This window comes from Streptomyces sp. NPDC054975, from assembly GCF_053609105.1.
This window is the reverse complement of the sequence record NZ_JBSGWV010000010.1, coordinates 103898-115494: the sequence shown is the minus strand read 5'-3', so window position 1 is coordinate 115494 and position 11597 is coordinate 103898. Positions and strand designations below refer to the sequence as shown.

Below are 11597 nucleotides of genomic sequence, written 5' to 3'. Positions count from 1 at the left end.
CGCGCCCCCCCCGCACCGGGGGGCTACACCACCCCCCGCCGGCCCGGCGGGGGCCCCCCCCCCCCACCCCCCGGGGGCCCCCCCCCGCCCCCCGTCCCGCGCTACGCCGCGTGGCCGCCGTCCACGGAGAACTCCGCGCCGGTCACGTACCGCGCGTCCGGGCCCGCCAGGAACGCCACCATCGCGGCGACCTCGTCCGCCGTGCCGAAGCGGCCCAGCGCGGTCATCTCCGCCTGGCTCCGCGCGTACGGGCCGTCCGCCGGGTTCATGTCGGTGTCGATCGGACCGGGGTGGACGATGTTCGCCGTGATGCCGCGAGCGCCCAGTTCCCGTGCGAGGGACTTGGTGAGGCCGACGAGGGCCGACTTGCTCGTCGCGTAGAGCGTGCCGCCGGGGCCCGGGACGCGAGCCGTCATGCAGGTGCCGATCGTGACGATCCGCCCGCCGCGCTCCATCCGCCCGGCCGCCGCCTGGGCGGCGAGGAAGGCCGCCCGTACGTTCACAGCGATGACCCGGTCCACGTCGGAGAGGGCCAGCGAGTCCAGCGGGGCGATCACCCCGACCCCGGCGTTGTTGACGAGCACGTCGAGCCGGCCGAGCGCGTCGGCCGCCCACTCCACCGCGCCGGCCGCGTCGCCGGCGTCCGACGCGTCGGCCCGCAGGGCGAGGGCCTTGCGCCCCGTGGCCTCGATCCGCGCGGCGACCTCCCGCGCCCGCTCCTCGCCGGCGACGTACGTGAACGCCACGTCCGCGCCCTCCTGAGCCAGCCGCAGAGCCGTGGCCGCGCCGATCCCCCGGCTGCCGCCCGTCACCAGGACCGCCTTGCCGTTCATGCCGTGCGTCTCGTTCGTCATGGACATCCCGAACCTCCGTGAGAAGTACCCCTAGGTCGTTGCGGGTTCAATGAAAGTCGGGTGGGGCTCCGGAAGCTGGCGGCAATCGGACACCGTGATCGGCGCGCCGGTTTGGGGACCGATGACTTTCGCCGAGCGGTGCGGTCAGAGCTTCTGAGACACGATGGACCGGGGGCACCGCACCCGGCACACACCCGGAAGGGACACCGCGATGGGCAAGCTCTCCCTCACCCAGTTCGTGACGCTCGACGGCGTCTACCAGGCCCCCGGCGGGCCCGACGAGGACCGCAGGGGCGGCTTCGAGCACGGCGGCTGGTCCGTCCCGTACGGGGACGACGACTTCGGCACGTTCATCAACGAGGTCTTCACGCGGCCCGCCGCCTTCCTGCTCGGCCGCCAGACGTACGAGATCTTCGCCGGCTACTGGCCGAAGCAGACCGACCCCGACGACCCGGTCGCCTCCCAGCTCAACGCCCTTCCCAAGTACGTCGTCTCGACCACCCTCGACTCGGCCGACTGGGCCGGCACCACGATCCTCGGCGGCGGCGCCGTCATGGACGTCACCGCTCTGAAGAACCGGGTCGACGGCGAGATCCAGATGCACGGCAGCGGCAGGCTCGCGCAGTCCCTGCTGGCGGCCGGGCTCATCGACACGCTCCACCTGCTGGTCTTCCCCGTCGTCCTCGGCACGGGCTTCCGGCTCTTCACCGACGGCGCCCAGCCCACCGCCTTCCGCACCGTCGAGTCCAGGACCACGAGCACGGGCGTCTCCATCCACACGTACGAGCTCGCGGGCCGCCCGGAGTACGGGAGCTACGGCTAGGCGAAAGGTGTAGCCACCACGGGCCTGTCCCGGTACGGTGATCGTCCGCGTGCGAGCCGCCGAAGTCTCCACCTCGTCCGACGTGTTGGAGCAGGCCCACGATGTCCACGATCGCCGCCTCCGTACCCCTTCGCGCCCCGCGCCGCGCCTGGCTCACCGACCTCCCGGTGCTCCTCGTCGCCGTCGTCTGGGGCGCCAGCTATCTCGCCGCCAAGGGCATCACCACCACGCACACCGTCGTCGCCGTCCTGGTCCTGCGCTTCGCCGTCGTCCTGCCCGCGCTCGCCGTCGCCGGATGGCGCGGGCTGCGGGCGCTGACCGCGGCGCAGTGGCGGGGCGCGGGCCTCCTCGGCCTGATCCTCGGCGGGATCTTCCTCCTGGAGACGTACGGCGTCGTCCACACCTCCGCCACCAACGCGGGCCTGATCATCAGCCTGACGATGATCCTGACCCCGCTCGCCGAGGCCGCCCTGACCAGGGCCTGGCCGCCCCGCGCCTTCCTCGCCGCCGCCGGGCTCTCGGTGGCCGGTGTGGTGCTGCTGACCCAGGGCGGAGGCTTCACCGCCCCCTCCCTCGGTGACCTGCTGATGCTGCTCGCCGCCCTCGCCCGTACCGTCCACGTCCTCGCCATGGCCCGGATCAAGGCCGTCCAGGCCGCCGACTCGCTCTCTCTCACCACCGTCCAACTCGGCTCGGCCGTCGCCGTCTTCGCCGTGCTCGCCGCCCTCCCCGGCACCGGCGCGTCGCCCTGGTCGGTGGCGCTCGACTTCGGCCCGCGCGAATGGGCCGGACTGCTCTTCCTCTCCGTCTTCTGCACGCTCTTCGCCTTCTTCGTGCAGATGTGGGCCGTCCGCCGCACCTCCCCGTCCCGCGTCAGCCTGCTGCTCGGCACGGAACCCCTGTGGGCCGCCGCGGCCGGCATCGCCCTGGCCGGCGACCGTCCCGGTGTACTGGGCGTCGCGGGCGCCATCCTGCTCCTCACGGGGACGAGTTGGGGGCGCCGCACCGCCGACGGGGGCGCCCGGTAGGTTCTCGAGCCTCACGTCCGCCGGCTGGTGTCCGCGATCATCACGATCACGAATCCGAGCACCGCGATCACGATGTTCGCGAACAGCGCCTTGTCCTGAAGGAACCAGACGTTCTCCGTCAGGGCCCGGGTGAACCCCATGAACGGGAACCAGCCGGTCAGCTCGCGCAGGACCCCCGCGAGGCCGCCGATCAGCACCACACCACCCACGAACTCCACGAACTTCTTCATGGGCCGATCCTGACGCGCGGCGCCCGGGCCCCGCGTCGGCCACGAGGCCCTCCCGCGTGCTACCGAAGTCGCCACCGGCGCGACTTTGGTCGCTTCCGGCGGCCCAGGACCGGCCGCACACCCCTGACGTGCGTACGTTGGTGGGTATGACACGCCCCGACCCCTACGCCTGGCTGCTGCCCTCGGCCCTGGCCGACCCCGCGGCCGCCGGCGCGTCCGGTCGCCGCAGACCCCGGCGGACCGTACGGGACTGGGTCGTCGACACCGCGCTCTTCCTCTGCGCCGTCTTCGTCGGCCTCCTCGCCGCCGAGGCCGTCGACCAGTACAACAGCGAGGCCGTCGCCTTCGCCGACCAGGTCGTCGGCGCCGCCGCCTGCTGCGCCCTCTGGCTCCGCCGCCGATGGCCCGTCGGCCTCGTCGTGGCGCTCTCCCTCGTCAGCGTCGTCGCGCCCGTCGCCGGGGGCGCCTTCCTGGTGAGCCTGTTCAGCGTCGCCGTCCGCAAGCCCGTCCGCGAGATCGCCTGGATCAGCGCGCTGGCCGCCGTCTGCTCCGTCGCCCAGGTCTTCGTACGCCCCGACCCCGCCACCGGAGCGCCCCTCGGGATCGCCATCGGCCTGATCCTCATCCTGCTCATGACCGCCTGGGGGATGCTCGTACGCTCCCGGCGCCAGCTCGTCGAGGCCCTGCGCGAACGGGCCCGGCGCGCCGAGGCCGAGGCCGAGCTCCGCGCCCAGCAGGCCCAGCGCCTCGCCCGGGAGGCCATCGCCCGCGAGATGCACGACGTCCTCGCCCACCGCCTCACCCTGCTCAGCGTCCACGCCGGAGCCCTGGAGTTCCGCCCCGACGCCCCGCCCGAGCAGGTCGCCCGGGCCGCCGGCGTCATCCGCGACAGCGCCCACGAGGCGCTCCAGGACCTCCGCGAGATCATCGGGGTCCTGCGCGCGCCCGGCGAGGGCGGCGAGGGCGACCGGCCCCAGCCGACCCTGGCCACCCTCGACGAACTCGTCGCCGAGTCCCGCGCCGCCGGGGCGAAGGTCGTCCTGGACACCACCGTCGACGACCCGGCCGCCGTCCCCGCCGCCACCGGCCGTACCGTCTACCGGATCGCGCAGGAGGGGCTCACCAACGCCCGCAAGCACGCCCCGGGCACCGACGTCACGGTCACCGTGCGCGGCCGCCCCGGTGAGGGACTGACCGTCGACATCCACAACCCCGCCCCCACCGGCGAGGTCCCGCACGTCCCCGGATCCGGCCAAGGCCTCATCGGGCTCACCGAGCGCGCCACCCTCGCCGGCGGGCGCCTCGACCACGGACCGGCCCCCGACGGCGGCTTCACGGTCCACGCCTGGCTACCGTGGCCCCCATGACCATCCGGCTGCTCATCGTCGACGACGACCCCCTGGTCCGCGCGGGACTCACCCTCATGCTCGGCGGCGCCGACGACATCGACATCGTCGGCGAGGGCACCGACGGCCGGGACGTCCCCGACCTCGTCGCCCGACTCGCCCCCGACGTGGTCCTCATGGACATCCGGATGCCGTACGTCGACGGCCTGACCGCCACCGAACGGCTGCGCGCCCGCCCCGACGCGCCCCAGGTCGTCGTCCTCACCACCTTCCACGCCGACGAACAGGTCCTGCGCGCACTGCGGGCCGGAGCCGCCGGTTTCGTCCTCAAGGACACCCCGCCGGCCGAGATCGTCGCCTCCGTGCGCCGGGTCGCGTCCGGCGACCCCGTCCTCTCCCCGGCCATCACCCGCCAGCTGATGACGCACGTCGCCGGCCACCAGGAGCAGCCGCGGCGCGCCACCGCGGGCGGCCGCCTCGCCGAACTCGCCGAACGGGAACGCGAGGTCGCGATCGCCGTCGGCCGCGGCCAGTCCAACGCCGAGATCGCCGCCGCCCTCTATCTGAGCGTGCCGACGGTCAAGACCCACGTCTCGCGCATTCTGGCCAAACTCGGCCTCAACAACCGTGTCCAGATCGCCCTCCTGGTCCATGACGCGGGCCTCCTGGACGAGGACGGCTCCTAGGCACGATCTAGGGTGGGTGAATGTCCGTCATCGATCTGGGGGAGTACGGCGCGGACTTCACCGCGAACCCGTATCCCTACTACGCCAAGCTGCGCGAGAGCGGCCCCGTCCACCACGTACGGATGCCCGACGGCTGGGAGTTCTGGCTCGTCGTCGGCCATGAGGAGGGGCGGGCCGCCCTCACCGACCCCCGCCTGGTCAAGTCGCCCTCCGTCATCGGCTTCACGCCGGTCGACGAGGAGGTCATCGGCCCCAACCTGCTCGCCGTCGATCCGCCGGACCACACCCGGCTGCGCAAGCTCGTCGCACGGGAGTTCACCGCCCGGCGGGTGGAGGCCCTGCGCCCCCGCGTCCAGGAGATCGCCGACGAGCTGGCCGACGCGATGGCACCGGCCGGCCGCGCCGACCTCGTGGACGCCTTCGCCTTCCCGCTGCCCATCACCGTCATCTGCGAGCTCCTCGGCGTGCCGGCGGCCGACCGCGACACCTTCCGCGTCTGGTCGAACGAACTGGTCGCGCCGACCGGCGGCACGCCCGAGCGGGAGGTCGTCGAGGGGTTCGGCGCCTACCTCGACGCGCTCATCGAGGACAAGCGGGCCGCGGGTCCCGCGGACGACCTGCTGTCCGCGCTGATCGCGACCCGCGCCGAGGACGGCGACCGGCTCTCGCTGCCCGAACTGCGGGCGATGGCCTACCTGTTGCTCATCGCCGGGCACGAGACGACCGTCAACCTGATCTCCAACACCATGCGGGCCCTCTTCGCCCACCCGGACCAGCTCGCCGACCTGCGGGCCGACTTCGGCCTTCTGGACGGAACGATCGAGGAAGGGCTGCGCTACGACGGCCCGGTGGAGACCAGCACCTTCCGGATCGCCAAGGAGGCGACCACCATCGGGGGCACGCCCATCCCCGCCCTCGCGCCCGTCTTCGTCTCCTTCGCCGCGGCCGGCCGTGACGCGACCCGCTTCCCCGAACCGGACCGCTTCGACATCCGCCGCGAGCCGCGCGGGCACCTCGCCTTCGGGCACGGCCTGCACTACTGCCTCGGTGCGCCGCTCGCCCGCCTGGAGGGCGCCATCGCGATCCGGACACTCCTGGAGCGCTTCCCGCGGCTGGAACTCGACCCTGACGCCGCTCCGTGGGAGTGGATGCCCGGCCTGCTCATCCGCGGCGTGCGCCGCCTTCCCGTCCGGTGGTGACCCTCTGAGGGGTCGGCGCCCGAGGTGGTCCGGCGCGGTCAGTGCCGGGCCACTCGCCGCCTGCGGGGACCGAGCAGCACGCCGAGGATCACCATGCCGGCGCCGAGGCCGAGGTGGAGCCAGTTGTCGGCGTCGTTGAGCGGGATGACGTTGTCCTCGCCGTCGAGGTCGATGACCAGTCCGTAGACCCACAGGGCGAGATAGATGACGCCGCCGCCGATCAGGAACGCCCGGGCGCCGGGGGCGGTGCGGGCCATGACGAGTCCGGCGACCCCGAACAGCAGGTGCACGAGGTTGTGCAGGATCGACACCTGGAACACACCGAAGAGCTCGGCCTCCGAGTGCTCCGCGAACTCGAGAGCGTCGTGGTTCGTCGTGACCCCCGGGATGAACCCGAGGACCCCGACCACCAGGAAGACCACTCCCACCAGCAGGGCCACCAGCTGCACCATGGCGCGGGTCCTGGCCATGACGATCGCCTCCTCGACGCGCACGTCGGTCAGCACCGCGTCTACCCGTTCCGCGGCGGGTCAGCCGCCCGCTCGGGCAGCTGTCGAGGAAATCTCGTCCAGGGCGACCGGGCGCCGCTCGCACCGCGAGCGCTCGCACGCCTCGGCGATCCGGAGCGCCTCCAGGGCCTCCCGGCCGTCGCAGGCGTTCGGCGCCTCGCCCCGTACCAGCCGTACGAACGCGTCCAGTTCGGCCTCGTACGCCGGAGCGAACCGCTCCAGGAACCCCGCCCACGGCTTGACCGGGGCCGCCGGGCCCGACAGCTCCACCGAGGTGAGCGGGGTCCGGTCGTCCAGGCCGACGGCGATCTGATCCCGCTCGCCCGCCAGCTCCATCCGTACGTCGTACCCGGCGCCGTTGCACCGCGTCGCCGTCGCCGTCGCCAGCGTGCCGTCGTCCAGGGTGAGCACCGCCGCCGCCGTGTCCACGTCGCCCGTCTCCCGGAACATCGCCGGGCCCGCGTTCGAACCGGTCGCGTACACCGAGACGACCTCCCGGCCGGTCACCCAGCGCAGTATGTCGAAGTCGTGCACCAGGCAGTCCCGGAAAAGGCCCCCGGAGAGCGGCAGGTACGCGGCGGGTGGCGGGGCCGGGTCCGAGGTCGCCGCCCGTACGGTGTGCAGCCGGCCGAGCCGCCCGGAGCGCACCGCCTCACGGGCCGCCGCGTACCCGGCGTCGAAGCGGCGCATGAACCCGAGCTGCAGCTCCGTCCCCGCCGACTCCACCGCCCGCAGCGCGCCGAGCGTGCCCGGCACGTCCAGGGCGATGGGCTTCTCGCAGAAGGCCGGCAGCCCGGCGCCCGCCACGCGGGCGATCAGCTCGGCGTGGGCGGCGGTGGCGGAGGCGATGACGACGGCGTCCAGGGCGTGGTGGTCCAGGAGCGCGTCGACGGTCGGCGCCACCTCCGCGCCGAGCGCCCCGCCCACCCGCGCCGCCCGGTCGGCGTCCGCGTCCGCCACGACCAGGGCGGTCACCTCCGGATGGCGGGCGAGCGCGCCCGCGTGGAAGGCGCCGATACGACCCGTTCCGATCAGTCCGATACGCATGGCCCCCAAGGTGGTGCCGGACCGGGACCCTGTCAAGGATTTGTCAGGACAATCGGACTTCACCACTTCCTGTCATCATCTCCTCGGGCTACGCTCCCGTCCGTGTCCCCGCAGTCCAAGCAGCCCTCGTCCGAGCCGCCACCCCTCTCCGTGGACCGCACCAGCCCGGTCCCGCTCTACTACCAGCTCGCCCGGCAGCTGGAAGCGGCCATCGAGAACGGGTCCCTGGCCCCCGGCAGCCTGCTCGGCAACGAGATCGACCTCGCCACCCGCCTGGGCCTCTCCCGCCCCACCGTCCGGCAGGCCATCCAGTCCCTGGTCGACAAGGGCCTCCTGGTCCGCAGGCGCGGCGTCGGCACGCAGGTCGTGCACAGCCAGGTCCGGCGCCCGCTGGCGCTCAGCAGCCTCTACGACGACCTGGAGGCGGCCGGCCAGCGCCCCGCCACCCGGGTCCTCGTCGACCGCGTCGAACCCGCCACCGCCCCGGTCGCGGCCGCCCTCGGCGTACCGGAGGGAAGCGACGTCCGGTACGTGGAGCGGCTCCGTACCGCGCACGACGAGCCCATGGCGTACCTGCGCAACCACCTGCCGGCCGGGCTGCTCGACCTGGACGCCGGCCGACTGGAGACGACCGGGCTCTACCGCATGATGCGCGGCGCCGGTATCACTCTGCACAGCGCCCGCCAGACCGTCGGCGCCCGGGCCGCCACGGCCGCCGAGGCCGAACTGCTCGCCGAGAACGAGGGGGCACCGCTGCTCACGATGGAACGCACCACCTTCGACGACACGGGCCGGGCCGTCGAGTACGGCTCCCACCTCTACCGGGCCTCCCGGTACGCCTTCGAGTTCCAGCTCCTGGTCCGCCCGTGAGCCACTGACGACCCACTGAAGTCCGCGCGACCCCCATGACCGATACTGCAATGCACGCAGAAGGACACAAAGGAGGGCACGGCCTCGTGACCAGGCTTCGGACAGGAGGGGTACGCGCCGCAGTCGGCGCCGTGCTCGCGGTGGCGCTCACCGCCGCACTCGCGGGGTGCAGCAGCACCGGCGGGAAGCGTGCGGAGGACGCCCGCAAGGCGGCCGCGGCCCAGGGGAAGGCCGCCGTGAACACCCCCCGGTGGACCTTCGCCATGGTGACCCACTCCGGCGACGGCGACACCTTCTGGGACATCGTCCAGAACGGCGCCGAGCAGGCCGCCGTCAAGGACAACATCAACTTCCTCTACGCCCACAGCGACGAGGCGCAGGCACAGGCCCAGCTCATCGACTCGTACATCGCGAAGGGCGTCGACGGACTCGTCGTCACGCTCGCCAAGCCCGACGCGATGAAAGCGGCCGTCGAGAAGGCGGTCAAGGCCGGCATCCCGGTGATCACCGTGAACTCCGGCTCCGAGCAGTCCAAGGCCTTCGGGGCGCTCACCCACATCGGCCAGGACGAGACCGTCGCGGGCGAGGCCGTCGGAGACGAGCTGGACGAACGCGGGAAGAAGAAGGCCCTGTGCGTCCTGCACGAGCAGGGCAACGTCGGCCACGAGCAGCGCTGCGCCGGAGCGAAGAAGACCTTCGACGGCGAGATGGCGAACCTGTACGTCGACGGCACCAACATGCCCGACGTCCAGGCCTCCATCGAGGCCAAGCTCCAGGCGGACCCGGCCATCGACGCCGTCGTCACCCTCGGCGCGCCCTTCGCCGACGCCGCCGTCCAGGCGAAGAAGGCCGCGGGCTCCCAGGCCGAGGTCGACACCTTCGACCTCAACGCCAAGGTCGCCTCCGGCCTCTCCGCGGGCACCCTCGGCTTCGCCGTGGACCAGCAGCCCTACCTCCAGGGCTACGAGGCCGTCGACCTGCTCTGGCTGTACAAGTACAACGCCGACGTCCTCGGTGGCGGCAAGCCGGTCCTGACCGGCCCGCAGATCATCACCAAGGACGACGCCACCGCGCTGAAGGGCTACACGGAGCGGGGCACCCGATGAGCGCGAGCGCGCCCACGGGGAACGGCCTGGACCATGTCGACGAGCGGCTGCTGCGGACCTCCCCGCTGAAGAAGCTGCTTGCCAGGCCCGAGCTCGGCTCGGTCGTCGGCGCGGCCGCGGTCTTCGTCTTCTTCGCGATCGTCGCCGACAGCTTCCTGAAGGCCTCCAGCCTGGGCACCGTCCTCTACGCGGCCTCCACCCTCGGCATCATGGCGGTGCCCGTCGCGCTGCTGATGATCGGCGGCGAGTTCGACCTGTCGGCCGGCGTGCTGGTCACGACCTCGGCGCTGATCTCGTCGATGTTCAGCTACCAGATGACCGCGAACGTCTGGGTCGGCGTCGGCGTCTCGCTGCTCGTCACCCTCGCCGTCGGCGTCTTCAACGGCGTCATGCTGACCCGAACCAAGCTGCCGAGCTTCATCATCACCCTCGGCACCTTCCTGATGCTGACCGGTCTCAACCTCGGCCTCACCAAGTTGATCAGCGGCACGGTCTCCACGAAGTCGATCGCCGACATGGAGGGCTTCCCCTCCGCGAAGAAGCTGTTCGCCTCGCAGCTGACCCTCGGCGGCGTCGATCTCAAGGTCACCATCCTGTGGTGGATCGTCCTGGTCGCGCTCGCCACCTGGATCCTGCTGCGCACCCGCTTCGGCAACTGGATCTTCGCCGTCGGCGGCAACGCCGACGCGGCCCGCGCGGTCGGCGTGCCGGTCCTCCGCACGAAGATCGGCCTCTACATGGGGGTGGCGTTCTGCGCCTGGATCTCCGGCCAGCACCTGCTCTTCTCCTTCGACGTCGTCCAGTCGGGGGAGGGCGTCGGCAACGAACTGATCTTCATCATCGCCGCCGTCATCGGCGGCTGCCTGATCACCGGCGGCTACGGCTCCGCCATCGGCTCGGCGGTCGGCGCGTTCATCTTCGGCATGACCAGCAAGGGCATCGTGTACGCGGAGTGGAACCCGGACTGGTTCAAGTTCTTCCTCGGAGCGATGCTCCTGCTGGCGACCCTGCTGAACGCCTGGATCCGCAGGCGCGTGGAGGCGACGAAATGACCACGGAAGCCACCCCTCTCGTCGAGCTGGACGACGTCAGCAAGTTCTACGGCAACATCCGCGCCCTCGAAGGGGTCTCCCTGGAGGTCCACGCGGGCGAGATCACCTGTGTCCTCGGCGACAACGGCGCCGGCAAGTCCACCCTCATCAAGATCGTCGCGGGCCTGCACCGACACGACGCCGGCGCCTTCCGCATCGAGGGCGAGGACGTCTCTCTGGCCAACCCGCGCGAGGCGCTGGACCGCGGCATCGCCACCGTCTACCAGGACCTGGCCGTCGTCCCGCTCATGCCGGTCTGGCGGAACTTCTTCCTCGGCTCCGAGCCGACCAAGGGCGTCGGACCCTTCAAGCGCCTCGACGTGGAGCTGATGCGCGAGACGACCCGTACCGAGCTGCTGCGCATGGGCATCGACCTGCGCGACGTCGACCAGCCCATCGGCACGCTCTCCGGCGGCGAGCGCCAGTGCGTGGCCATCGCCCGGGCGGTCCACTTCGGTGCCAAGGTCCTGGTCCTGGACGAGCCGACCGCCGCGCTCGGCGTCAAGCAGTCCGGGGTGGTCCTGAAATATGTGGCCGCCGCCCGTGACCAGGGCCTCGGCGTGGTCCTCATCACCCACAACCCGCACCACGCCTATCTCGTCGGCGACCGGTTCGTGCTGCTCAAGCGCGGCGTCATGGCCGCCGGCCACACCAAGGACTCCGTCACCCTGGACGAGTTGACCCGGCAGATGGCGGGCGGCAGCGAGCTGGAGGACCTGCGGCACGAACTGGAGCGCCCGAACCCCGCGTGACGGCACCCTTCCTTCGTGGCCGCCCCGCGATCCGTCGTCACGGCCCCCCGACACCG

Annotated in this window: 13 protein-coding genes; 9 read left to right on the top strand and 4 right to left on the bottom strand. The window is 72.3% G+C overall.

All coding sequences use genetic code 11. The annotated features are described in order from the left end of the window. Positions 1 to 101: 101 nt before the first annotated feature. The gene (locus tag ACWF79_RS13385; protein WP_453728212.1) at positions 102 to 860 is read right to left on the bottom strand and encodes an SDR family NAD(P)-dependent oxidoreductase; all 759 of its coding nucleotides are present in this window, start codon (positions 858 to 860) and stop codon (positions 102 to 104) included. A 205-nt stretch (positions 861 to 1065) separates the two neighbouring features. On the opposite strand from ACWF79_RS13385, the gene ACWF79_RS13380 reads away from it, so the two are divergent. Further along, the gene (locus tag ACWF79_RS13380; protein ID WP_453728211.1) at positions 1066 to 1677 is read left to right on the top strand and encodes a dihydrofolate reductase family protein; all 612 of its coding nucleotides are present in this window, start codon (positions 1066 to 1068) and stop codon (positions 1675 to 1677) included. A gap of 101 nt (positions 1678 to 1778) precedes the next feature. Beyond that, a complete protein-coding gene (locus ACWF79_RS13375; protein WP_453728210.1) occupies positions 1779 to 2705 on the top strand; it encodes a DMT family transporter in 927 nt (308 codons plus the stop codon). 11 nt (positions 2706 to 2716) lie between these two features. On the opposite strand, the gene ACWF79_RS13370 is transcribed toward ACWF79_RS13375, so the two are convergent. After that, on the bottom strand, positions 2717 to 2935 hold the full coding sequence (locus ACWF79_RS13370; protein ID WP_453728209.1) for a hypothetical protein: 219 nt from the start codon (positions 2933 to 2935) through the stop codon (positions 2717 to 2719). 146 nt (positions 2936 to 3081) lie between these two features. On the opposite strand from ACWF79_RS13370, the gene ACWF79_RS13365 reads away from it, so the two are divergent. The 3 genes from ACWF79_RS13365 to ACWF79_RS13355 are packed head-to-tail and all read left to right on the top strand — an operon-like array spanning position 3082 to position 6166. Further along, positions 3082 to 4302: a sensor histidine kinase gene (locus tag ACWF79_RS13365; protein ID WP_453728208.1), complete on the top strand. Its 1221-nt coding sequence runs from the start codon at positions 3082 to 3084 to the stop codon at positions 4300 to 4302. Next, a complete protein-coding gene (locus ACWF79_RS13360; RefSeq protein ID WP_453728207.1) occupies positions 4299 to 4967 on the top strand; it encodes a response regulator in 669 nt (222 codons plus the stop codon). The genes ACWF79_RS13365 and ACWF79_RS13360 overlap by 4 nt, the downstream gene beginning before the upstream one ends. 20 nt (positions 4968 to 4987) lie before the next feature. Then, on the top strand, positions 4988 to 6166 hold the full coding sequence (locus ACWF79_RS13355) for a cytochrome P450 family protein (protein WP_453728206.1): 1179 nt from the start codon (positions 4988 to 4990) through the stop codon (positions 6164 to 6166). A gap of 38 nt (positions 6167 to 6204) precedes the next feature. On the opposite strand, the gene ACWF79_RS13350 is transcribed toward ACWF79_RS13355, so the two are convergent. Together ACWF79_RS13350 and ACWF79_RS13345 are read right to left on the bottom strand one after the other, a co-directional pair. Further along, positions 6205 to 6672: a DUF4383 domain-containing protein gene (locus ACWF79_RS13350; RefSeq protein WP_453728205.1), complete on the bottom strand. Its 468-nt coding sequence runs from the start codon at positions 6670 to 6672 to the stop codon at positions 6205 to 6207. Between the two features lie 24 nt (positions 6673 to 6696). Continuing rightward, the gene (locus ACWF79_RS13345; protein WP_453728204.1) at positions 6697 to 7722 is read right to left on the bottom strand and encodes a Gfo/Idh/MocA family protein; all 1026 of its coding nucleotides are present in this window, start codon (positions 7720 to 7722) and stop codon (positions 6697 to 6699) included. Between the two features lie 150 nt (positions 7723 to 7872). On the opposite strand from ACWF79_RS13345, the gene ACWF79_RS13340 reads away from it, so the two are divergent. The 4 genes from ACWF79_RS13340 to ACWF79_RS13325 all read left to right on the top strand — a co-directional run bounded on the left by ACWF79_RS13340 (position 7873) and on the right by ACWF79_RS13325 (position 11541). Further along, a complete protein-coding gene (locus ACWF79_RS13340) occupies positions 7873 to 8592 on the top strand; it encodes a GntR family transcriptional regulator (RefSeq protein ID WP_453728253.1) in 720 nt (239 codons plus the stop codon). An 86-nt stretch (positions 8593 to 8678) separates the two neighbouring features. Beyond that, positions 8679 to 9698: a sugar ABC transporter substrate-binding protein gene (locus ACWF79_RS13335; RefSeq protein ID WP_453728203.1), complete on the top strand. Its 1020-nt coding sequence runs from the start codon at positions 8679 to 8681 to the stop codon at positions 9696 to 9698. Continuing rightward, entirely contained in the window at positions 9695 to 10750 is a 1056-nt protein-coding gene (locus ACWF79_RS13330; protein WP_453728202.1) for an ABC transporter permease, read from the top strand. The genes ACWF79_RS13335 and ACWF79_RS13330 overlap by 4 nt, the downstream gene beginning before the upstream one ends. After that, the gene (locus ACWF79_RS13325) at positions 10747 to 11541 is read left to right on the top strand and encodes an ATP-binding cassette domain-containing protein (protein WP_453728201.1); all 795 of its coding nucleotides are present in this window, start codon (positions 10747 to 10749) and stop codon (positions 11539 to 11541) included. Before ACWF79_RS13330 ends, ACWF79_RS13325 begins: the two co-directional genes overlap by 4 nt. Positions 11542 to 11597 lie beyond the last annotated feature (56 nt).